Raw genomic sequence first — 23,642 nt, forward strand, 5'->3', positions numbered from 1 at the left:
AATGAGGTTGCTTATTTTAAGTAGCCTCATTTTTTATACAGTTCATCACCAAGTATTAATCATAGAAAACACTTTATGCAATCGCTAAAAACTTACAAACCAGCTCTACTTTTTTTGATCTTTGTATTTTACTATAGTTCGAGTTCTCTGTTTGCTCAACAGTCTGAATCAGCTTTTATCTGGAAAAATGAAACCGGAGAAGGTAGGCAACAAGTAGTATTTTTCAGGAATTCTTTTAATCTGGAAAATCCACCCAAAAATGCGTGGATTTCCCTATTTGCAGACTCTCGTTACCATTTATATATCAATGGAACATTTGTCAATTTTGGTCCGCTTAGGTTTGAACTAACGGAGCCAGTTTACGACTCGTTGAACATTACCAATTATTTAAAAGCAGGTAAAAATACCATTGCTGTAAAAGCGCTCTCAAATGGTGTATTAACTTTTCAAGTGCCATTAAGTATCGGTGGATTTAAAGCTTGGGGTGAAGTAGATACAGGAAAAAATAAGATCGATTTGAGCACACCGGGAGATTGGAAAATGCTCCCGTCAAAAGGTTTTGATGAAGATGCTCTGCAACTTTCTTTTGCTTGTGGCCCTATGGAAATATACGATAGTAGAAAAGACCCTGTAGAGTGGAATAAAACAGATTTTGACGACTCAAAATGGTATAAGCCTCTAGTGGTTTCAAAACAAGATCATTGGGGAAAGTTGGCTCCAAGAGCAATGCCTTTTTTAACTAATGATAAGCGAGTTCCTTTTAAACTATTGGGTGCATATCCTTTAAAAAACGATGAAGCATTTTACACTTTTAGAAAAGTAACGCCTCTCAAAGAAACAGAAAATCAATACAGATCATCTTACAGATTTTTTGCCTACACTTATATTTATTCTGATAAAGCCCAAGAAGTTGAAGTGGGTTTACATTGGGGTTCTCATTTCTTAAATGGCAAAGTCTTAGAAGCTGCTGAAAATCAAGATAATTCCATTAACAGAGTAAGAAAGAATTTTGTGTTAAAGCTCAATCAAGGCTGGAATTACTTCTTTGCTGATCTCAATACCCTTTGGGGAGGTTGGGAATTTAACTTAGCAATTCCCAAAGATGCTAGCTTGATTGTTTCTGCCAATAAGCAAAAAGAAGATAGCGATATCATTTTCAAATCGACTAAGTTGATGTTTAATAAAGCGCAAGAAGATGAGATGAAAAAAGCGGAAGAAATAGCAGCGAAATTGAAAGAAGACAAAGACTTAAGTGCTTTTGAGTGGATAGACCACAAAGCCAATGAACTTACTAATTCAGCTCCGAGAGAAATGGTTTGGCAACAACCTGCACTAGATAAAAGAATAGATACTTTAGACGAAAACTTTAAGGATATAGCTATTACAGAGCCAACAGCATTTGTGTTGGATATGGGAGGCAAAACGCTCGGAAGAATCTTCGCGGATATTGATGCACCAGAAGGAACTGTAATAGACATTGGTTGGGCAGAAGTATTGAATGACTCTGGTCTTGCTTGGATATATAAAAACTACATCATCAGCACTGGAACACGCTTTATTACAAGCAGTAACAAACAGCATTACGAGACCTTTAAACCTTATGGTTTTCGATATTTGCAAATACATATTACACCTCCCAAAGGTGAAAAAGCACAGCTTTTAAATGCAGGTAGTTTCGATCAAATGTATCCTTTTGAGTTGCAAGGAGCTTTTGAGAGTTCCGATCCTTTGTTAAATAAAATTTGGAATCTAGGTTGGCGAACTTTAAGGGTTTGTGCAGAAGATTCCTACACAGACACACCATTTCGTGAGCGTGGGCACTATGCAGGCGATGCTTTACCAGAGTTTGCAACCACTTTGGCAACTTCTGGCGATACCCGATTGATGAAGAGAAGTATTGAGCTTTTTACTCAAATGTATCATAAAGATATGTGGGAAGGGCCGCAAAACAGACATAATGACTTTCCATTAATTCTCTTGGTTACATTAAAATGGTATACAGATTACACGGGAGATTTGTCGCTTGTTAAAAAGTATTACGAAGACTATAAAAGTCTCATGAATCAAATTCTAGCTAAAAAAGAGCAAGCTGGTTATATAAATCTGGAAAGGGTATTTTACGAATGGACAGCCGTTGACCGATTTGATGATCTCACTGGAATTCAAGCATTAATTAGCAGAGCCTTAAATGATGTTGCCTGTTTTGCTGATGTTTTAGGAAAACCAAATGATGCAAAATTCTTTAGAGAAGAAGCAGACAAACTTGATAAGGTAATTACTGAGAAATTCTGGGATGAAGAAAAAAATGCTTTCTTTGATGGCTTCCATGAAGGAGTGAAAGTAGATCATTATTATCCTACTTCTAATGCTTTGCCAGTGATTTACGATGTGGCTTCTGACTTACAAGCTGAAAAAGTGATGCAGTTTCTAGAGACTGAATTAGAAGATATAGGTGAAGAATACCATAAGCGGAAAACTACTCCGTATGGTAGTTTTTATGTGCTTTCTGCATTGTATAAAGAGGGAAGGGCAGATATTGCTGAAAAATTTATAAAAAAGTACTGGGCAAGAATGATTTACAAGGGAGATGATACTGCATGGGAACATTTCGATTTAGTTGGTCCAGATGGGGCAGAAGGTGGTACCGGAAGCCATGCTTGGAGTTCACATCCTACTTTTTTCCTTTCTACCGAAGCACTTGGTGTACAATTAGGTTACTATCAGCAGTTTGAGCGAGAAACTATCCACATTAACCCTCAATCTGAGTTGCTCACTTGGGCAAAAGGAACTGTGCCGCATCCATTGGGTTTGGTGCACGTAGATTGGAAGATTTCAGGTGATTTGCTCATTATGAATGTGAAAGTACCAGAAGGCGTGCCTTATAAAGTTGAGCCCAAAGGCAAGCTTGCTACTTATAAACTTGTGCTAAATGGAGATTTAGTTAATTGAGCATTAAGCAGAGTCTACATTCTGAACCTTTGTAGACTCTGCTTCTGTAAGCGATATTTATTCGCTGCTATTTATAAATTCGATTGCTTTTTCAAGTACCTCATCACTACCATCAATTATTCCTTGTATGCTTGGTTTTACCTCAATATCTATCTTCACACCATTTCTTTGCACAGGTGTCATATCCGGATAAAAGATTCCAGAACTTGTAAAGTAACTCTTAAAACCTCCTACAAACTCCTGTTGAATCATCATTCCACCAGCACCTGCTGTTTGGCTACCAATTGTTGTTACATTATATCCATTTTGAATCCACAAAGCGGTATATTCTGCTCGGCTTTGTGTAGTTTCACAAACTAGCAGGGCTACTTTCCCATTAAATTTTGAAGGCATTGTTTTAATTTCATCTTGTTCAGTAAGAATATATTTTCCAGGATAGTTTAAATCAGAATTTAATTGTTTAGCGATTATACTTTCTCTTGCTCCTAAAAAGTTTCTGAGTATGTATCCATAAAAATTCGGCGGATATCTTCTGAGGTCGAGAATTAAAGCTCTACTATTTTGTATTTCATCAAGTACTTAGAGCAATTCTTTTCCATTAATGGCTCCAAGATTAATGTATGCAATATCGTCTTCCATTTTCCTCCAAGGTTCTGGCTTTACATTGTAGTTGAATTGATCATAGGTATATCTTGCCAGATTACGTGTTTTAGTTTCACCCTGTCTGGTAATTTCTACTTCAACACTATTTGTAGAGCCGTTCAAGATTTTACCAAATGCATATACGAGTTTTGTTCTATAATTAGCTCCGTTTATGTATTTAAGGTTTTGTTTCAATTTCTCAGCTATATCAACCCCATCTACTTTAGTAATTACATCACCGATTTTAATATCGTTTAAAGCTGCCAGCGAATTGTCGTAAATACCGTTTAGGACCAATTTTTCATCAATAATTTTAAAAGAAGCCGGAATCTGTTTTAATCCAAAATAGTGTTGAATTACATCAGTTGTAAAATAACCATGGCTATCATCAATATTTACTACAAGCTCCAACATGGCTAAGTGGTAATCTAATTCTGAATCTGTATTAGAAAACTTTGGTAACATCTGAGTGAGTACTAAATCCCAGTCTGTATCTAGTACATATTTATGTGGGTAGAAATATTCAATTGTGTTCCAGTATCTAAATAGAGATAAGAGTCTTAATTTTCTGTTTTTCCAATCGAAGTTCTCATATGGTTTTTCGTTGGTGATTTCAAGTAGGTTTAATTTGCCTTTGGTAGATACATAATAGTGTTTTCCTTGAAACCTATTTTGCTCTATAAACTTGAGCTTTTCCGTTAGCTCTTTTGTAAATAACTTGTTATCTGCTAGCCATGTTAAATCAAAATTCTTTTCAAAATGGGTTGTTTCATTATTAGTTTGGCACTTTTTACAGGGTTTAATTTGACCTAAAGTTTCGATCCAATCTGAATAGATTTTAGATAGTTCTGCTTTGTTATTTGCTTTTTCGACAGAGGGTAAAATATCAAATAATTGTTGGTCCCAATCTAATTTTCCTGCTGCCACATTGGGATGATAATACTTTAAAAAGCCCCAAACTTTGGCTGTGACAGCAAGCTTTTCTGTTTCTGATAAATCTGCTTGAGCAATGGCTGTTTTAAAACTGATTACACATAGGAAAATGAAAATGATGTTTTTGATTTTGGAGGTTGTTGCTAATAATTGAGAGATTTGCACTAGAGTATTTAAGTTTTATAGAGAAAAAATACACACTAATTTTTAGTGTAATTTGGAATGCCTTTCTCATCGAGAATTTCATTGAGTTTTTCCCAAGTATTTTGTTGTTCGTATCCCCAATTACTAAAAGCATAATTAAACACATTTGCCTTACCATTTCTAATCCATTGGTTTTTATTTTCTGGCAAACTTACGTGAAGCTCAAGATCTAAAAAGTGTGTAGTATTTCCACTTTGTCTAGTTACTTTTTTATAGTAATTCGTATATCCACCAGAAACACAATCAAATGGAATTTGCCAAGTGCTAAATCCTTTTCTAACTTTTATGTTTGTCTTATTTTCAAAAGTAGTAACTTGAAAGTTTGTAACGAGATAGTATAATGTTCCTCCAAATACAAAAAAGACGCCTACATAAGAAAAAAAATCATTTCGATAATCTGTAAATGGTATCGTACACAAACCAGCTAGGCATGCTAGTAATAATAGTACAAAACCTGCTTGTGGTCTACTAGAAATTTTTATAGTATCCAGATTATTGTCTTTATGAATCTTGACTAGTTTATACATAAAATTTCTTTATAAAACTCTGCTTGAAATTGGCATAAATTCCTACTGAGTGTTCTAGTACTAATACTCTAATTTTACATATTTTGGCATTAAGATGCAAAACCTGAATTTGAGTATCATAAATTCGTTACAGTAGGGTTAAGTTTTATTTTTTTATCAATATATCTATTAATATGCCTGTTGCAATTGTTAAAAATATGGCCGAGAGCATTCCGAGTATATAGCTCAAGAATGCTTTAAAATAATTGAGTTTTTTGCTTTTGTCAAAGAATTGCCCAATCGCCCACGATAGATAAATGAAGCCAATAAAAGAGCCGAACGGCAATACTTTTAGATGCGAAATGCTCTCAAATATTCCAAAAACTGAATAAATAAGCATGGCAATTCCCATTACAAAACATAGCAAAATCAATACTTCGAAAAAGTTGTAATTATGCTTTCTGAAAAGGATTTTGGTCCAGAATGCGATAAAAACGGCCATTAGAATATTCGCATAGCCATAGTTTTTTTGAATCCATTCAAGAATTTTTGTAGTGGTAGATTCTTCTAAACCCCTTGCTGTGATATAGCCATCTTCAAATTGAAAATATTGCTGGCTGAGGGTATAAGTTAAAGAGCAAATCAGTATAAAGATGATTGGTTTTACTAGCCTTTTTCGGTCTTCATGTATAAAAGACTGAATACTTTTTCCTGGTCTTAGTAAGAGTTCTTTAATAGTATATAAAATACCTTTGTGGAAGTTAAATACACTTGCTATTTCAGATAAGATGTATTGACTGTTAATCCGTTTTAGTTTGCGAGGATTTCCACAATTCGGGCAAAAGTTTCCTTTTACTTCACATTTGCAATGATTACAAAAGGCTGTTTGCTTTACTTCAGTCATTTTATTTCTATCTTTTGTAGCTAGTTTAATTTTCCAATCAGCTATGTTATTTGATAATTTGGGAAAGCCAATTTAACAAATTAAGGACAAAATGATAGATATTACTTCTAATATAAAATTAGTTTATGACTGATTTAAAGGTGATTCAAACATTAAACTTAAATCAAGTTTTGTCTTCTGGCTTTTTGCACGGCTTCTAGCTTGTTGTGCACTTGGAGTTTTTTGTAAATATTTTCGATGTGTTTACGAACGGTGCTAGGAGAGAGGAAAATGTTTTTTGCAATAGTAGTATAACTCAAGCCTTGTGCTAATTGCTCCAATACTTCAACTTCTCTGTTGCTCAGCTCAACAATGGCTTCTTCAGTAGAAAGTTCTTTTTGCTTTTCTGGATAACGTAAAAGCTTTAGGGTTTTTACGGCAATAGAAGGACTCATAGCTGCTCCACCTTCCATCGTTTCTATAATGGCTTTGTGCAGTTTCTCGGCTTCAATCTCTTTTAAAAGGTAGCCATCTGCACCCGCTTTAATCGCATTAATTATGTTCTCATCATTATCGAAAACTGTGAGCATTAAAGCTTTAATGTGCGGGTATTTCTTTTTTACGATACTCACCGTTTCAATCCCGTCTAACACGGGCATTTCAATATCCATGAGCACCAAATCGAGGTTGTGATCTTTTTCTAGCTTAGCCAAAAACTCACTTCCATTAAAGACTGTATATTTTATCTTGAGATCATCGAAGATGGATAATTTCTCATTGATAGATCGAGCCAAAAAAGTATTATCATCAACAATTGCCAGCTTTGTTTCCATAGTGTGTTATATTTTTTCTTCTGATTGATACTGTATATTTGCCAAGTCTTCAACAGTTAAACTTATTTTTGTCCCCACATTAATTTGGCTAGTTAATTCATAATCTATTCTGGCTTTTAGGGCTCTGTTTTTCATAATATACAAACCATTGCCATTAGAATTATTCTCTGTGTCGAAACCCACACCATAATCTACAATTGAAACATCCACTTTATCTGGCGAATAATTAAATTCTACAAGAACTTCTTTAGTATCAGCATGTTTAACTGCATTATTTACAGACTCTTGAATAATTCTAAAAAGATTCATTCCGGTGAAAGTGTTTAGAATTTTATCGCCATAACTGCTTTCAATTTTTACTTGAATTTGATCGTCTGTAGCATCGTGGATGGCTGCCGCTAGTTGCTGCGTGCGCTCTTGAATATCGAGCATGCTAATTTCATCTTTGTTCATTGCCCAAATGGTATCTCTAAGTTCCGAGATGGTAGTTAGCGAAAACTGTTTCATTTGAGTGAGTTTTTCTGCCAAAAAAGCTTCCCCTTTGCTAATACCACTTTTGGTAGTTTCTGCAATGGAAATGATGTAAGTGAGTTGAGAGCCAATATTATCATGCAAATCTCTGGCGATGCGAATGCGTTGCTCTTTCAAATTTTCCTGTGCTTTTGCTTCTGCAACCGCTTTTTGTAATTCAGCATCTCTTTTAATTCGCTCTGCTTTTAAACTTTGCACTCTAAATACAAAAAAGCCAATAGCCAGAATGAATACCACCAAACCAGAAATAGCAGCGATAATCATATTCCGCTTTTTCAAGGTGAGTTCACTAGCTACTAATTGATTTTGTTGCCGTAAAATTTGGTTTTCTTTCTGCTCGGTTTCGTATTTTTCTTTAAGGTTAAGTACTTCTTTAGCACGTTCATCTACAAGTAGGCTATCTCTTATAATGGCACTTTCTTGTAAATACTTAAATGCCTTTTTATAATCTCCCTGAGACTTATAAATGTTAGACAATGTCTCAGCAGTTTGTTGCTGAAATGGAAGTACATTGTTTTGCTTAGCAAGCTCAAAAGCCTCTGTAGCCGATGTTTTAGCTTTGTTAAGTTCATTTTTCTTTAGAAACACATTAGCCAAATTCTTTTTTAAGAAGATGGTTTCATATTGTTCTTGTTTTTCTACTTGCAAGGCAAGTGCTTTGTTTAAATAGAATTCGGCAGAATCTAGTCGATCTAATTCTAAATGAGCAACGCCAAGATTTGTAAAAGGATAGCCAGCATCTAACCTTATTCCAAGTTTGTCGAACAATTTATAAGATTGTGTAGCAAGGCTAATAGACTTCTCAAACTCTTTAGCGTCTACGTAGGTATTCGCCATGTTATTATATACAAAAGCTTCGTAATATTGATTACCTAATTGCTTATAGAGTTCCTTCGCTTTTATATAAGCTTCAATTGCCAAGTTTGTTTCTTTAATGAATTTGTACTTATTACCCAGATTGATATAAGAGCCCGCAATCCATACTGAATCGTTTGCGATTTCATAATGCTTTAGCCCCTCCAATAATACTTTTACCGCTTCATCTACCTTTCCTGTTCTCTCGTAAACATTAGAAATATTATTATACAATGCACCTATTGCTGAATGATTATTTGATGCTTCAAGAGCAGGTTTTGCTTGTTCATAGAGTTTAAGTGCTTCATCGAACTTACCAGCATCAAAAGCTAAAATACCTTTAGAACTAATTAGCAATGCTTTATGGTAATCGCTATTTAAAGCTTCTGCTTCGGCGTATCCTTTGTCGAGATAATATTTTGCACTATCTACATTTATAGACCTAAACTTTAAACCGATATCTTTTAAAGCTAAAATTTTATCTCCGTCTTGTTTTTCGTGTAAAGTAGATTTTATTTTTTGAATTTCATCAATAGTGTTTTGCTGTGCATTTGCAGTATAGTTAAACCCTAATAGTAATAATAAGCTGCCTATTAATCTTTTCATATTTGTTGAATATCTCAGATAAAAATAGTACAAATCCATAGATTAACAGTTAATTCTTATTCAATTTTGAAATATTCCAAATTAGGGATAAACTTCTTTTAGTAAGTAAAAATGAAATTTCTGATGTTAATTATCGCTGTAAGTTGCTCAATTAACACCAGAAATTACTAGCTAATTGATGGATGTAAATAAGCTTTCGAAACAACTATTTGGATTTTTGAATCATGGCTTCAGCAGTATTTGTAAGAAATGCCTCTGCACCGATTTTTGAGCCGTTTATGTATTTTGTCGGGTTACATTCTACTACCGAGAGGTTTATGTCTTCTTGGTCTTCTACCTTCCACACTCTTAAAACTCCGATATCTGTTCCTCTTTTATCTACGTCTGCACCTTGTGAAGCATCAAACTTTTGTTTTTCTAATACATTCGCTACTTCTACTCCACTTTTTACTATCATGGTTCCCATGTCAAATTTGTTGGTGCTTGCTTCGCTAATTTTAAAATTGGTTTCTGCCTTTACTTGAGCATAACCAGCTGCTCTGTTTAGTGATTTGGATGTTTCACTTTGCCCATCTTCAAAAGCTGATACCACAATAACCACTTTATTAAATATAAAGTCATTTTTCTGCATGCTTAATTTGCGTTCTGTGTTCTCTTCGTAATCGGTTAAAACAGACATATTGCCAGGCATTTTAGGATCAACTGTATTTTTTGCCACTACAAATTTTTGTGTGGAAGGTCTGGTTAAGATCATTCCAAATTCATCACCTTGTTCGGGACCAGCACCTGCTTTCAATTCCCATCTTTTCTCACGATTTTTTTCGTATAATTTATGATTCCAAAGTTCTTCAATAGGTACAATTTCGAAACCTTGTGCTTTAAGGTTGCTTATATATTGTTGGTAAAGTTGGTCTGTGAGTGTTTGCAAATTATCTGGTTCTAATCCATCCAAAACTAAAGTAAGCGAGGCTTTTGCATCTCCTTTAATTCCACCTCTCCACATTTTGCCACCTTTTTTTTCATCTTCTAAATTGAGTGCTGTTTGGTATTTTACCTGAAAATCTCCAATTAATACACGTTTCGGACTCTTTCTATAATTGAGGTTTGCAGGGCCAAGCGTTTTTACTTTAAATTCTTGTACAGATTGAGCGAATGAAAAACTGGTAGAAATGAATAAAATAATAGTGGTAATGATCAGATGATTTTTCATATAATTTTGGGTTTTAATTACACTTAGCAAATTTATTTGTGATGTAATTCTCATTCAATAAGGCAATTGCCCTAAAAGTATTAGGCAATTTGAATTCGATTTATTTTAGATATCAAAAAAATAGTAGGAATAAGCAGCCAGTAGGATAGTAGCAGAAAAGATAATCCAGTTTATCTTCACTATTTTCTGTGCGATTTTCTTATAGGTTAACCATGTATTGAAAAGAATACCCAACAGAAATACAGGCAAGCTCAATACAAGATTAAAATAATAGAACCACAACCAACTGGTGCAAAAAGACCAAATTGCCAAACACATGGTAATAGTTGAAATGATCTGGATAGACCGAGTTTCATTTAAATCTTTAAATATGAAGAAGATGCTTAATGCTATAATATTGAAACTTAATATTAACCAGATTACTAATCCCATTTCTACTTTTTTGCTTTTAGGCTATGTACACTTCTTCCTCATCCATAGTCATTATACTGAGTGGATTTTTACCGTATTTTGGTTTGAAAATGATGATTTTATCTCCCGAAGCTATTTTGTCGTAATGATAAGACCCCACTTCAAAGCTCCCAGACGAAGTAATAATTTGACTCTTATTTTTTGATCTGTTCGATGTAACTGTAAGCTTATCTTTTACAATTGCAGGAATGCCTTTCTTATGAGCATAATTGCGATTTTTAAGGTAAATAGTAAACTTGCGTAAAATGGTTATTGCTTGAATAATAGGTACAATAACTATTGGGAATAGTATTATAAAAAAGCCAATCATATCACTGTAAATAAGCGAAAATACAATGAATAAAAAGGGAAGCATAAAGATGAATTTTCTTACTGTATATCTCTTAAAGCCTGCCATTAATATTTCGTAGTCTTTTTCGTTGAATTTCACTTCTGGAAAATCTGTCTTTAAGAATTGGAAAACTTCTTGATTGCTTTCTTCTTTTAAAACCTTGTCTTCTGTTGTTAGTTCTGCTTCTGTAATTTCTAATGACAATGTTAGATTCGATTTTGGAGCCTTATCCATTACCACATAAGCACCTACATTTACACGAGTATATTCTCTGTAATCTACTGTATATTCTTCGTTGTCGATGTATAGATAATAGTGGCGAGTTGTCTTCGATTTACCCCCAGTTCCGGTTCCTCCAGTTCTTCTAATATCTAGTCTTTTATCGGTTATTTTTCCTTTAATTCTGAATTTAAAACCTCTTTGTAAGTCTGCTATGGCAGTCCAAATTATGTAGCCAATTACTCCGAAAAAGAATAAAGCAAACCCAGAAAAGGCATAAGGAACCACCTGATCGTCACCAAAATCACTGAAAAAGAAATAAGCGAAGGTGCCGAAAATTCCAATTACAAAAAATGGGAAAATAAACATCGGAATTAGATGTTTCTTGAGTTTTTTAATGTCATCCTGATCAAGAGGTAGTTTTTCTTTCATGTTAATGCAATTAAGCTATTCATGTTTAAAATTCAGACTAATATATTAATGGCGATTTCATCATTTTCTTAAATGATTTCTGCTTTTTTTAATCAAAAATGTACTTTATAGTGAATAGTATCAATAAGGCAATTGCCCTAAAATGAAAGAATTAAATTAGGTTTTTTGGTGCCGGTTATAAAAAACAAGCCCTGCATCCGAATGGAGACAGGGCTTGTTGTATATCTGAGTAGTATCTATTGCTAACTTATACTATCAAGGTTTTTTGTAATACATAGCCATCGTTGGTATTTCCAGTTAGTGAGTCTGCCATATTTCCTTCAAGACTGTTGGAGAATACATTGTCGGTCTCATTCTTTTGATCTGCAGGACCACGATAATGTTCGGTTGCATATATTTCGTTAACTGTATCTTCTTCAAAAGCAATTTGAGAAACCAGTAAAGTTTTTTCGTCTTTATCGAGCACTTTTACATGGACATGTGGCGCCCTGCCTTGGTACCATCCTGGAAAAATACTTATAAAAGAGACTTGACCATTTGCATCGGTAGTTTGTCTGCCTCTTAAAAAATGTTGTTGTTTATAGTCTGTTTTCTGCATAGGTATATCACCGTATTCAGAGTAGTTCCCATCTGCATCGCAATGCCAAATATCGACTAGCACATCTGCCAATGGCTCACAGTTTTTGTCGCTATTGTTAATGGTGAGTGTAATTAAAACCGGTACGCCTTTTCTATCTACCACTATATTTTCTCTTACTAATTGAGCCGGAGTTTTAATAGGGAAAGGCCCTGCTGTTTCGTAAGGTGAGGTAGGGCAAGAGCCACTTCCATCCCAAGGTTCAGAATCCATTGGAGGTCTACCACCCGGAGGAGGATTACCCATGCCATCTGGTGGGCCTTGCTTTTTTTTACACGATGATAATAAACTAGGTAAAGCTATGATGCTACCTAAGCCTACCATGCCTTTTTTAATAAATTTGTTCCTATCCATTGATATAATTTTATTCTGTACTTCTCAATTGGAGATTAGTACTGTTTTTTTAATTGATTGTGGTTTTATTTTTTGATGATTTTCACCAATCTTTATAATACAGTTTAAAATTATATGTACTCGTATTCATATTCTTATATTCAATTAAACACAAAAAAACGGTTAGTGTTTGTACACGAACCGTATGAGTATTGTTATTCTTTTATGTCGATTTTAGCTATATAGCTATCACTTATTTCTCGATTAAAAACTTTAATTCTTCAATGGTTTTGCTAGGTACAAATTCGATTAGTTCGTAATCTGCAAGTTCATGTTTTTTGAAAGGGTCTTTTTCAATGATGTTTTCCAACTCCGTTTTAGAATCCATAATAGCCAATATGATTCCACCAGTTCTTGGGATTTTCTTTCCAGAAGCAATGAAATTCTTTATCGCATATTGCTCATTTAAAAAGTCAATATGTTCTTCTAAATGTTGATCAATATTCTCTAGTTCTGTTTTGTAAGTTATGTTTATAATGAACATGTTTTTTTGATTTAGGTTATTTAAAGTTTAAATACTTTACATTCTATCTTTTATCATATTAAATACCTCTTCACCATCTCCAAAAATTTCAATTCGGGTTACATTTCTTTTAAAGTTAAAGTTGTATAGATTATGTGGTTCGATATCTAGTGGTATTTTTAAACTTAGATAAATGGTGGTTAAAATGGTGTCGCCATAAACATTGGTTTCTTTCTCAAGATTTTTAATATCATTATAAGATACCTTATTAATACTATATGCAAACTTAAAATAAATGTTTTTTTCAGATATCAAATAAGTTGTGACACATCTGTTTCCCCAATTTTTAAGTCCAATTAATAAAAAAAAGACCGAGGTCAACGTACCAATTAATATCAAAAGCATATTATCTCCAATCACATTTTGGATATTAATATTAAATACTATATCGTACGATGTTAATTTTAAACCAAATATAAGAGCTAAAGGAATGGCCAGTATTACTCCATAGTTCAATGCCCGGAAACTTGGAATAAAAGGTTTTCTGTAAGGTTTCCCCATCCACAGTAGTTGTTCATTTGCATTAATATCTGCTTGTAATTCTTTTAAATCTTGGTTGAAATACATTTTTGAATTGACTAGTTTTTTTTGGATTATTCAATTTGAATAATAACCACTAAGCTGCCAAAATTATATTTAAATTTCATCTTGACTAGCAACCTAAATGAAACTAATTAACAAACTGCTTTTCTTTCTCCTTTCTAGCTATATTAAAACATAATATAGCAGACACAGCGGTAATTGTGGTGCCTAGTACTAATTCCAGAATGCTTTCGGCGAAGAGATTACCTATCGTGTTTAATACAAAAAAGGCGGAAACCCCCCAGATAAAAATATCGATAAGCTTATTTCTTTTTCTGTTTACAATTAGGTTGTATTTAATAATTAAGATGATGAGCATAAACACATTTAACCCAATAGAAAATGTTTCGAAGGTCTTCATTTCTTCTACAGAATTAATCTTTCCTGCCCAAACTTTATCGTAAGGTATCTGTTGAGTGAGAATTAAAAAATGAAAGATTAGCAGTGTTCCTATTATGATGAACATGATAATTAGCGATGTCTTTTTACTCATAAGTTTCAAATCTTATTCTTTAATCAACTTTCTTCTATTGTTGTCCCAATACCACCGATAGTACTGAGAAGGTTCAATTAAAGTACCTATTGTATTTTCTATATTATTAAACCTCGATTTATCAGTTTCTTTATTGATGCTTACTATTTCGAATTGGTTTTTATCTAGCGAAGAAAAATCGACTAGATTTAAGTAAGTATCTAAAATATCTTCATCAATTAAAACTTTTCCACTACCTGCCGAATGTCTGTCTTGTCCATTTTTTTTAACTCCTGAAATCCAATATTCTTCACCAGTTTCTATATCGAAATGATTAGCTCCAAATCCGGGATTTTTTAATTTCTTTAGAGCCATATCATTGAAATAAATAGTCTGCTCACTCTTAGAAAATTCGACTGATGCGATCCATGCAGGTCCATTATCTGAAAAGCCTGTTTTTAGTTCAATATATTTAATTTCGGTTTTCATTCTTTTTAATGTTACTATTCAAACTTATTTCATCTAAAGTCTTTGAAATTAATTTGTTATAAGCAGATTCAATAGTTCCAATAAAGTAGATACTTTCATCAGATTCAGGTGCAGAAATTATAATACTATTCGTGACACTCCAAACCAATTTATTTAATTTGAGATTATAAACATCAATCTTATGTTTTACTTCTCCATCTTGTCCTAAATCTGCACTATTCCACTTTTGAATGTAGCCAATCAAAATATATTCAGTGTCTAATATCTTTGAAAGCTTATTTATTAATTCAGGAGATGGCTCATTGGGCAAAGAATATATTTCATTAATATTTAAGATTGAATCTACTAAAGATGGTTCAATTAAGAATTGATGCAAACTTGTATCAATTTGTGATATGAACATTCCTGATGTTAAAGACCCTATTTCAGATTCAACTGAAGTGAAACTTGGGATAGCTATCTTTTTATCTTTATTTATTTCAAATGACTGTTCATTATTAATTGAATTTAAATAATAAATATTAGCGGAACAGCTATATAGGAATAATATTAAAAATAAAATTGCAAATCTTTTGAAGTATATCATTTATTTGGTTTCAAAATTTTTCTGATAAATTAATACCCAAATATAGGAGCAATAACTTAAAATAAGGATTTATAACTGGATGTTGCAGTCTAATAATACTTTAAAAAAGTATAAAACACTTATCTATCGAGGTACTTTAATTAGCAAATTTTTGTAGGCTTTGCCTGGTTCAATTTTATCACAGTTATATGGAGAACAATCTAATCCAGATATCTCTGTATAGCTATCTGTAAATAAAATTATAGCAGAATCAATATATGAAATCACTTCAATTTCTATGGCGAAATAATCAATATCTTCATTTTGCTCAAATTCCAATAAAAATGAGCCATCATCTGATATAAGCACTCTTTCAAAACCTAAAAGTGAACTTGTGCCTACTCTATATTGATTAAAGTCAATTTCAACAAAACCAGATGTAAAAGGAGTTTCGTCATCAGCATAGACTACCTTACCTTCAAATGAGGTTGGGCCATGTACTTCTTCTTCGCAACTAAGAAGCAGAACTATTGAAAAGCATAAAAAAAATCTCTTCATCTTTTAAAAGCTTTTTTGTAGCAACTTTTCGTTATTGCTTGATTTACAAAATTCTAATAAAATGACTCAGAGAAGGGTGTAACAATATTATGTTATAAAACTCACATATACAAAATTTATAGTTTCATTTATTTACTCTTTCAAACTTTCTACAGGGTTAGTTTTAATTACTTGTAAAGTATGGTAACTCAATGTAAATAAGGTGATTACAATACTGATAATTCCGGCTACAATTACATTGTTCCATTCGAAATGAGTTCTATAAGCAAAGTTATTTAGCCATTCGCTGCCTATGTACCATGCTAAACCTGTAGCAATTAGTAGTGCTATAAAAGATGAGCTCAAAAACTCTTTAATTACTACATAAAATAAGGTGATTGATTTTGCTCCAAGTACTTTTCTTATACCGATCTCTTTAGTGCGTTGTACAGCTGTATAAGAGACCAAACCGAAAATTCCCAAACAAGAAATAAAGATAATTAATAGAGATGCAGCTACCAGTAAGTTGTACAAACTGTCTTCTTTGCCTAATAGCGAATCTAATTGATCGTCTAAAAACGAGTAATTAAAAGGGAATGTACTGCCATATTTTTCCCATAGCTTTTGCATAGCCATTAGGGTTTCTTGTTGATTGTAGTCTTCTATTCTTACCATGAGAAAGGCTCGATGATATCGGTTATAACCAAGGGTTAGACTTTGTTGAGGTACCGTAGCTGGACCGAGAATTACATTTTCTATTACACCAACAATAATTCTTTTTTCATCATCACCATCGGGAAATCTAATATTTGCACCAATCACTTTTTCGGGCGTGTAGCCCATTTTTTCGGCTAAATATCGGTTGATAATCACACCTTTGTAGTCGTTATCACTTTCTGTAAAAGACCTGCCAGCTAAAAGCTGCATCTCCATGGTTTCAGTAAAATTTAAACCAACATCCATTACTTGTGTAGAAGACAAAGTAAATTCACCATCAGCATTTTCAATCTCAAAGCTAAATTCATTAATACCAGATTCAGGTGTATCGTTGGATCTTGATACATTTATTACTTCTGGAATATTTCTCAAGTCTTGCTCAAAAACATTCAGCTGATTACGGATTATCGAATCTCTTACATCTATAAATACAAGGTCTTTCTTTGTAAATCCTGTATCCATTTCTCGTACAAAATTAAGTTCGTCGATTACTACCAATGTACAAATGATTAGCACGATTGAAATGACTTGTTGTAATACAACCAAGACTTTGCGGATTGAAATATGCTGTTTTGGCATTACAATTTTCACACTTTTTAAAACCGAAGAAACTTGGAAAGAGGAAATGTAAAATGCTGGGTAAATACCAGAAATAATTCCAATGACTAAACCAAGCAACAGCAATGTAATGAGCTCAGTAGGGCGATCTATAAAACTGAAAGATAGGTTTTGTTGTGTGAGGTAATTAAAGGTCGGAAAAATTACACTTATAAATGAAATGGAAAGAACAGCTGCTAATAGCGAAGTAAGCATTGATTCGGCTAAAAACTGTCTTCTAATACTGTTTATACCAGCACCCAAAAATTTTCTTATACCAACTTCTTTACTTCTGATTAAAGACAAACTCAGCGAAAGGTTGGTATAGTTAAAACAAGCAACAATTAATAGAAACACGCCAACAATAGAGAAAATATATACGTTTTGTGCGCTCCCATGAGGATGAGGCTCCCAAATATATTCTTGTGATAAATACACAGAGGTAACAGGTTGAAAGATAATTTCAGCAGTGCCATTCAGTTCGTCGAAGGTTTCCTTCATGTACTTATCAAAAAATGGCTGCCAATTATCATTTACATCTGAGGGTTTAAAGGTCGAATTGGTTCTTATATAGGTATAAACATGCGCACCATACCACCATTGCTCTGTTTCATTAGAATTAAAATAGGTTTGGTAGGAGATGAGCACATCAAATGGAAGGTGAGTTGGCTTTGTTATATCTTCAAAAACTCCAGTAACAACCACATCGGCACCTTCTTCTAACCGAATACTTTTGCCTATAGCAGATGTTTCTCCAAAGAGGTTTTGCGCAATGCTTTTTGCAATCACAATGTTTCCGGGTGCCTTTAATGCAGTTGCCGGGTCACCTTCAATTAAAGGAAGTTGAAATACCTCGAAGAAAGAAGTATCTACTACATATGCATTGTTAGAATTAGTAAACTGGTCACCGTTCCACAATAAACCTTTGTGTGTACGCAATCCGTTGTATCCAAATAACTTCACTGCATGCTCAATTCCCGGATACTCATCTACCAATGTTGCACCCATTGGTCTTGGTGCATTTGAGTAAATATGTTGACGTCCGCTTATGGTAAAATCTGCTGAGATGCGGTAAACATTTTCAGCTTCTGGTATATGTTTATCGTAACTCTTTTGATGCTTTACATATACATAAATGAGAAAAGCGAAACTGATTCCTAAAGTCAATCCTATCAAATTTATAAAAGTATAAACTCGATTTTTGAGCAGATTTCTAAGCGAAATTTTTAGAAGGTTTAGATTCATAATTGTTGAATGATCTTATTGATTTTCTGCTAAAAAAGGATTCTCTGAGGTCTTAAAAGACTTAAAATTAATTTGAGACGAATTATTTTGAGCAATTTTTATGGATTTAATCCTGATTAGACTTTTTAAACTGAGTAGGAGTCATGCCGGTAAATTGTTTAAATATTCTATTGAATGATGCTTTTGAATTAAAGCCCGCATCATAGGCTAATTCTATAATAGTTGCTTTGGCGTCAGTTGTTGGTGTTGTCATTAATTGCTTAAATTCTTCAACTCGGTATTCATTCACAAAGTCGTTGTAGTTCTTGCCCAAATTGTTGTTGATGAAGTTTGAAAGTTCTGTTGATTTTATGTCTAGTTTACTGGCGAGATCATTCAATGTTAAATCGGGATTGAGAAATACTTTTTCTCTAAGCATCGCATTTTTCAACTTGCGTTTGAGCTCTTCTTCGTAATTGATGGCTACATCTATTTGAATAGCTGCTAACTGTTCTTCTAAATTCTTTTTTGGTATTTTAATATAAAAGCTAGAAAGTAGAATGAAATAAGCACTCAAAATTAAATGGAAATACAGCATGTAACTTTCGACATTCTGTAAGAAAATCGGGAGTATTATTCTTGATGAAATAACTACTATTAATCCTACAAAAAGTGAATCAATATAATTTGCATCCCAGTAAGTTACTTTTTTTAATTTTGAAGTTTCATAGATACTCCACCAACCATAACCAACAGTTGCAAGCAGGTAAACAAAATCGAATACACCTTCAACTTCTGAAATTGATCTAGTGAAATAGATCATTAACCAACCAACAGGGAAAATTAAGTGGAACAGTAAACTTCTCTTAAATACAAACTCTCTTTGATGAGAAATGAGGTACAAGAAGAAAGATGGCCAAATGAGCAGAGTGGAAATTTCTAGTATCAAACTATCAAAAAGAATAGTTTTACTGAGTAAGCTGATTGATAGAAATATGCTTGTTGCTGCTAAAAATAGACTTGCCGCTTCGTGTCTTAATCTAATAACAATGAGCAGGCTATTTATCAGCAGATAAGAAGCGATCCCCAATAAAATCATTTCAAAATATGCTATGTTCTCTCCAGCAACCATTCTGCTAAATAAAACAATATTTAGAAAAACTCAATCTAACTACTAATAGTACAGGGAAGTTAAAACATAAACAGATTCTACTATTTTAGAAAAAACAGTAGATATCTGTAAAAGTAATTTGCCAAAATGCGGAGCTTTTTGAGGCTATATCTGTGATTAATTATCCGACTTGGCTCACTTGTTCATTCAGCTTTCTTCTGCTAGATTGCCATTTCATTCCAAACAATGGTTTTAGAAAATCGATTCTTCTAATTACGAATTCAAATATTAGGTAACATAAAACAAAGCTGAATATAACAACTCCTATAAATTTACTAATTCCTGAAATTTCTAATGGTAAAATAACAGCGGCTGCTAAATGCAATACAAACATATGTATAATGTAAACCGGATAAGCTGCCTGACTTAGGTAATTAAGTAAAGCACTGGGCTTATTTAAATAGTTATAGCCCAAACCAAAAAGGCCAAAAATCCAACAATTAGATTCTATTGCCATTAAATAGTTTGGAGAAGAAAGTTCAAACATTGTTAATCGGATGATGTATAGAGTAATAGCGAGCAAGAGATAAATCCACTTCCATTTTTTAACAGTCTGCCAAAACGCTGAACCGCAGTAAACGAACAGAAAGCCAAAAAAGAAGGCTAGCAGTCCATTAAAAAAGCCATGCCAAGTATTTGCATACATGGCAAATACTTGAGGCTTTACAATGAGAACTTCTGCAACAAAGAATATCGATATAAATAATGGGCCAATTGGTTTACTCAAGAAAGAAGCTAAAAGTGTTTTTAACTTGTAGTTATCTTTTAGCTTTAGGTAATAAAATAGTGGGAACAGTAACAATACATACAAGAAAATATTTCCTAAAAACCACAAATGTCCAGAATGCGGTAAATAACTTAGAGGCATGTTGTAATACTTTTGAAAAATGAAAATATGTATAGGAACTATAGCTAGTAAGCCAAAAAGAAAAGGTATAACAATCCGTTGAAAACGTTCGATAATGAGTTGTTTCCAATTACGCTTTTGTATAGCAAAATAAACACCCATTCCCGATACGAAAAACAACAGTGGTATTCTCCAAACATTTAGCAAGCTCATGGGAGTCCATAAATCTTCTATCAAATCATCACTGCGAATAAAACCTATAAACATGGCCCAAGGCTGAAAAACTATGGCTATATGATAAATCAAAAGTAAACCAATTGCAATTACACGTAACCAATCTATATCGTATCTTCTTGTTGCTTTCATCTGGATTATATCGTGAGTTTTACTGTAACATCATTGCGATTACTGGTCTCGATTTCTGTAATTCTTCAAAATCTAGCTTTAATCCTAAAGGTGCGAGTTGCTGTTGTAACATCTCGTAGATGGGTTTTACTTCTTCAAATGGAGCAATTACAGATTCTCTTGGAGTAGCACCATAATTGTTTCGTAAAGATTTGTCAGCTTTGGCATCAATTAAAACCTGTACAATTTCTATTCTACCAAAAAAGGCAGCCGTATGTAAAGCTGTAGCACCATCATTATTTTTAAGTGCTAGGTTTGCGCCAGCATCAACCAGTATTTTAGCAATCTCTGTTTTACCAAATGTGGCAGCAGATATTAAAGGGGTTGAACCGCTCATTGGTTCTTTCATATTTATATCTGTTCCCGATTTGATATGTTGTTTTACTGCATCTATATTCCCAGATAATACAGCAGTATGTATATCAACTGATGGAGCTGCTACTGGCTTATCCACTGACTGTGTATCTGGATTATTGCTTGCCTGCGTACAAGCTGAAAGGACTAATATAAAAGTGATAATACTTAATAAAGCTTTAAAAAAATTCATCTTAGATGTCTTCATATTTTTATTTGTTTAGCATTTAAATTTGATTTCTTCAAAGCTCAGCGAATAATGAGTGGAAGACATAACAGCTATGCTTATACATCAATAAAGTTTGCAGCAAGCATATAAATTATGACGCAAGCATGTTAATTATGGCGCATGAGGGCTATTTTTCATCAAAATATGGAAATAAAAAATGGGAGTAATTCTTAAAAATTATTTCTAATTTTGGATTGGTTTGAAGTACTATGGCAGATATATCAATCAACGGAAAGAAATTTATAGAAAGTGCAGAAAGCATTATTGAAGAGAATATCTCTGACGAACAATTTGGTGTATCTGAATTAGCGGAGAAAATGAATATGAGCCGCTCAAACCTTCTCAGAAAAATAAAAAAATACACTCAACTTTCAGCAAGTCAATTTATACGTCAGGTTCGGCTCCAAAAAGGGAGAGAAATGCTAAAGCAAACTTCACTTACTGTTTCAGAGATTTCTTTTCGAGTGGGTTTTAGTAGTTCTTCTTATTTCATCAAATGCTTTAGAGAACATTATGGTTATCCTCCGGGAGAAATTGGAAAAGAAGAAAACAATGAGAAGGCAAAGGAGCAAGTAGAGAAAAAGGAAGTGATTATTGAACCTCAATCTACCAATTCTAATAAAAGGTATATTTTCATTTTTACTTTGTTAGTACTTTCTTTTATTTCAGTTTGGTACTTTTCCAATTCACCTACTGCTAAGGTTGAATTGGAAAAGTCGATAGCTGTATTGCCATTTAAAAATGAAAGTAGTCATCCATCGAATATTTACTTTATTAATGGTTTGATGGAGTCAACATTAACCAAACTTCAGAAGATTAAAGACCTAAAAGTAATTAGTAGAACTTCTGTTGAACAATACCGAGATTCCAAAAAATCTATACCAGAAATAGCCAAAGAGCTCAATGTGAATTATTTGGTAGAAGGAAGCAGCCAAAGAGTTGGAGACCAAGTGTTGTTGAGTATTCAATTGATTGAAGCTGTGAGCGATAGACCAATTTGGGCTGAGCAGTATCGGTATGAAATTGAAGATATTTTCACTTTACAGAATGAAGTGGCGAAAAAAATAACTAATGCTATTGAAGCTGTCGTTACACCATCTGAATTGGCACAAATTGAAAAAAAACCAACTGAAAATCTCACGGCATACGATTATTATCTTCAAGCACTAGAACCATATTATAAACGAACAGATGAGAGCCTCATCGATGCAATTTCACTTTTTGAAAAGGCAATAGAGCATGATGCTCAATTCTCTTTAGCTTATGCTGATATTGCTATATCTTATTATTTTCTTGATTTACATAAAGAACAAAAACTATATACCGAACAGATTAATAATTTTTCAGATAAAGCTCTGCTATATGACTCAAAATCTGCTGAAAGTCTAGTAGCAAAAGCATTGTATTATTTACATATAAAAGAATATCGGTTAGCACTTCCTCATTTAGATAAAGCACTTGAGTACAATCCGAACTCAGCGACGGTGATTCAACTTCTGGCAAATTATTATTTCTATTTTATGCCGAATACCAGTAAGTATTTGGAGTATGCACTCAAAAGTACACAACTCGAAATAGGGGCTAATGACTCAATAACTATGAGTTATAGGTATTTAAACTTGAGTAATGCATTTATTCAAAATGGATTTACTGATGAAGCAATTGAGTATATCAATTTATCGCTAGACTATTATGCAGAAAATTATTATTCCTCATATTTGAAAATACTCATCTTATATGCTAAGGATCGAAACATCGAGCAAACTCAACAATTACTCGTGCAGGAATGGCATAAGGATACAACACGGCTAGATATTTTGCAGGAAACTGCTAGATTTTTCTATTACAATGAGGATTATGACAGTGCATTTTTTTACTACGAAAAACTTAACAACATCAAGACAAAAAATGGCTTAAATATTTACCCAGAAGAAAATATTAAAATTGGTTTTGTCTATGAAAAAATGCGTTTAAAAGAGCAGGCAGCAAAGTTTTTCCATGCTTATGCTGAGTATTGTGATAATGATGAAACTATTTATAAAAGTGCAAGTTTGGCGGCAAAGTACGCACACGAAGGGAAAAAAGACCTTGCTATTGAACAACTAAAACAGTTTTCGACAGAAAGTAATTACCAGTATTGGATATTGATATTTCAAGAACTTGATCCGCTTTTATATCCGATAAGAGGTCATCCAGAGTATGAGGTTACTCTTCAAAAAATTAAGGATCAATTTTGGGAAGCACATCATAAACTAAAGCAATCGCTAGGAGAGAAGGGGCTTATTTAGCTTATAC

22 protein-coding genes are annotated in these 23,642 nt (G+C 33.3%); 2 read left to right on the top strand and 20 right to left on the bottom strand.

Annotated elements, in window-relative coordinates; all coding sequences use genetic code 11:
* The first annotated feature begins 75 nt into the window (after positions 1 to 75).
* Positions 76 to 2,949, top strand: coding sequence for a family 78 glycoside hydrolase catalytic domain (locus OQ292_RS28240; protein ID WP_284687442.1), 2,874 nt, complete (start codon positions 76 to 78; stop codon positions 2,947 to 2,949).
* Positions 2,950 to 3,006: 57 nt separating this feature from the next.
* Here OQ292_RS28240 and OQ292_RS28245 read toward each other — a convergent pair whose 3' ends face one another.
* The 20 genes from OQ292_RS28245 to OQ292_RS28340 all read right to left on the bottom strand — a co-directional run bounded on the left by OQ292_RS28245 (position 3,007) and on the right by OQ292_RS28340 (position 21,326).
* A complete protein-coding gene (locus OQ292_RS28245; protein WP_284687573.1) occupies positions 3,007 to 3,516 on the bottom strand; it encodes a S41 family peptidase in 510 nt (169 codons plus the stop codon).
* Positions 3,517 to 3,528: 12 nt separating this feature from the next.
* Entirely contained in the window at positions 3,529 to 4,689 is a 1,161-nt protein-coding gene (locus OQ292_RS28250; protein ID WP_284687443.1) for a S41 family peptidase, read from the bottom strand.
* Between the two features lie 35 nt (positions 4,690 to 4,724).
* A complete protein-coding gene (locus OQ292_RS28255) occupies positions 4,725 to 5,255 on the bottom strand; it encodes a hypothetical protein (protein WP_284687444.1) in 531 nt (176 codons plus the stop codon).
* 145 nt (positions 5,256 to 5,400) lie between these two features.
* Positions 5,401 to 6,138 carry a DUF3667 domain-containing protein gene (locus tag OQ292_RS28260; RefSeq protein WP_284687445.1) on the bottom strand — a complete coding sequence of 246 codons (738 nt, stop codon included), beginning with the start codon at positions 6,136 to 6,138 and terminating at the stop codon, positions 5,401 to 5,403.
* 158 nt (positions 6,139 to 6,296) lie between these two features.
* On the bottom strand, positions 6,297 to 6,950 hold the full coding sequence (locus tag OQ292_RS28265) for a response regulator (protein WP_284687446.1): 654 nt from the start codon (positions 6,948 to 6,950) through the stop codon (positions 6,297 to 6,299).
* Between the two features lie 6 nt (positions 6,951 to 6,956).
* Positions 6,957 to 8,942 (bottom strand): tetratricopeptide repeat-containing sensor histidine kinase, encoded by a 1,986-nt coding sequence (locus OQ292_RS28270; RefSeq protein WP_284687447.1) that lies wholly within the window; start codon positions 8,940 to 8,942, stop codon positions 6,957 to 6,959.
* A 205-nt stretch (positions 8,943 to 9,147) separates the two neighbouring features.
* Positions 9,148 to 10,152 carry a hypothetical protein gene (locus tag OQ292_RS28275; RefSeq protein ID WP_284687448.1) on the bottom strand — a complete coding sequence of 335 codons (1,005 nt, stop codon included), beginning with the start codon at positions 10,150 to 10,152 and terminating at the stop codon, positions 9,148 to 9,150.
* Positions 10,153 to 10,257: 105 nt separating this feature from the next.
* The gene (locus OQ292_RS28280) at positions 10,258 to 10,584 is read right to left on the bottom strand and encodes a hypothetical protein (protein ID WP_284687449.1); all 327 of its coding nucleotides are present in this window, start codon (positions 10,582 to 10,584) and stop codon (positions 10,258 to 10,260) included.
* Positions 10,585 to 10,600: 16 nt separating this feature from the next.
* The gene (locus tag OQ292_RS28285; RefSeq protein ID WP_284687450.1) at positions 10,601 to 11,605 is read right to left on the bottom strand and encodes a hypothetical protein; all 1,005 of its coding nucleotides are present in this window, start codon (positions 11,603 to 11,605) and stop codon (positions 10,601 to 10,603) included.
* Between the two features lie 247 nt (positions 11,606 to 11,852).
* Positions 11,853 to 12,596 carry a dioxygenase family protein gene (locus OQ292_RS28290; RefSeq protein WP_284687451.1) on the bottom strand — a complete coding sequence of 248 codons (744 nt, stop codon included), beginning with the start codon at positions 12,594 to 12,596 and terminating at the stop codon, positions 11,853 to 11,855.
* 232 nt (positions 12,597 to 12,828) lie between these two features.
* Complete coding sequence (locus tag OQ292_RS28295) at positions 12,829 to 13,119, bottom strand: YciI family protein (protein ID WP_284687452.1); 291 nt, start codon at positions 13,117 to 13,119, stop codon at positions 12,829 to 12,831.
* A gap of 36 nt (positions 13,120 to 13,155) precedes the next feature.
* The gene (locus OQ292_RS28300) at positions 13,156 to 13,725 is read right to left on the bottom strand and encodes a hypothetical protein (protein WP_284687453.1); all 570 of its coding nucleotides are present in this window, start codon (positions 13,723 to 13,725) and stop codon (positions 13,156 to 13,158) included.
* A gap of 103 nt (positions 13,726 to 13,828) precedes the next feature.
* A complete protein-coding gene (locus OQ292_RS28305) occupies positions 13,829 to 14,233 on the bottom strand; it encodes a hypothetical protein (RefSeq protein ID WP_284687454.1) in 405 nt (134 codons plus the stop codon).
* A 12-nt stretch (positions 14,234 to 14,245) separates the two neighbouring features.
* On the bottom strand, positions 14,246 to 14,701 hold the full coding sequence (locus OQ292_RS28310) for a hypothetical protein (RefSeq protein ID WP_284687455.1): 456 nt from the start codon (positions 14,699 to 14,701) through the stop codon (positions 14,246 to 14,248).
* Positions 14,685 to 15,287, bottom strand: a complete 603-nt coding sequence (locus OQ292_RS28315) for a hypothetical protein (protein WP_284687456.1) — start codon at positions 15,285 to 15,287, stop codon at positions 14,685 to 14,687. Before OQ292_RS28315 ends, OQ292_RS28310 begins: the two co-directional genes overlap by 17 nt.
* Before the next feature lie 123 nt (positions 15,288 to 15,410).
* Entirely contained in the window at positions 15,411 to 15,824 is a 414-nt protein-coding gene (locus OQ292_RS28320) for a hypothetical protein (protein ID WP_284687457.1), read from the bottom strand.
* Between the two features lie 132 nt (positions 15,825 to 15,956).
* A complete protein-coding gene (locus tag OQ292_RS28325; RefSeq protein ID WP_431733788.1) occupies positions 15,957 to 18,284 on the bottom strand; it encodes an ABC transporter permease in 2,328 nt (775 codons plus the stop codon).
* Between the two features lie 184 nt (positions 18,285 to 18,468).
* Positions 18,469 to 19,440, bottom strand: coding sequence for a helix-turn-helix domain-containing protein (locus OQ292_RS28330; RefSeq protein ID WP_284687459.1), 972 nt, complete (start codon positions 19,438 to 19,440; stop codon positions 18,469 to 18,471).
* A 193-nt stretch (positions 19,441 to 19,633) separates the two neighbouring features.
* A complete protein-coding gene (locus OQ292_RS28335) occupies positions 19,634 to 20,725 on the bottom strand; it encodes an acyltransferase family protein (RefSeq protein ID WP_284687460.1) in 1,092 nt (363 codons plus the stop codon).
* A 19-nt stretch (positions 20,726 to 20,744) separates the two neighbouring features.
* The gene (locus OQ292_RS28340; protein WP_284687461.1) at positions 20,745 to 21,326 is read right to left on the bottom strand and encodes an ankyrin repeat domain-containing protein; all 582 of its coding nucleotides are present in this window, start codon (positions 21,324 to 21,326) and stop codon (positions 20,745 to 20,747) included.
* 230 nt (positions 21,327 to 21,556) lie between these two features.
* Here OQ292_RS28340 and OQ292_RS28345 point away from each other — a divergent pair, with 230 nt between their 5' ends.
* A complete protein-coding gene (locus OQ292_RS28345; protein ID WP_284687462.1) occupies positions 21,557 to 23,635 on the top strand; it encodes a helix-turn-helix domain-containing protein in 2,079 nt (692 codons plus the stop codon).
* Positions 23,636 to 23,642 lie beyond the last annotated feature (7 nt).

Source organism: Chondrinema litorale, from assembly GCF_026250525.1.
Taxonomy (GTDB): domain Bacteria; phylum Bacteroidota; class Bacteroidia; order Cytophagales; family Flammeovirgaceae; genus Chondrinema; species Chondrinema litorale.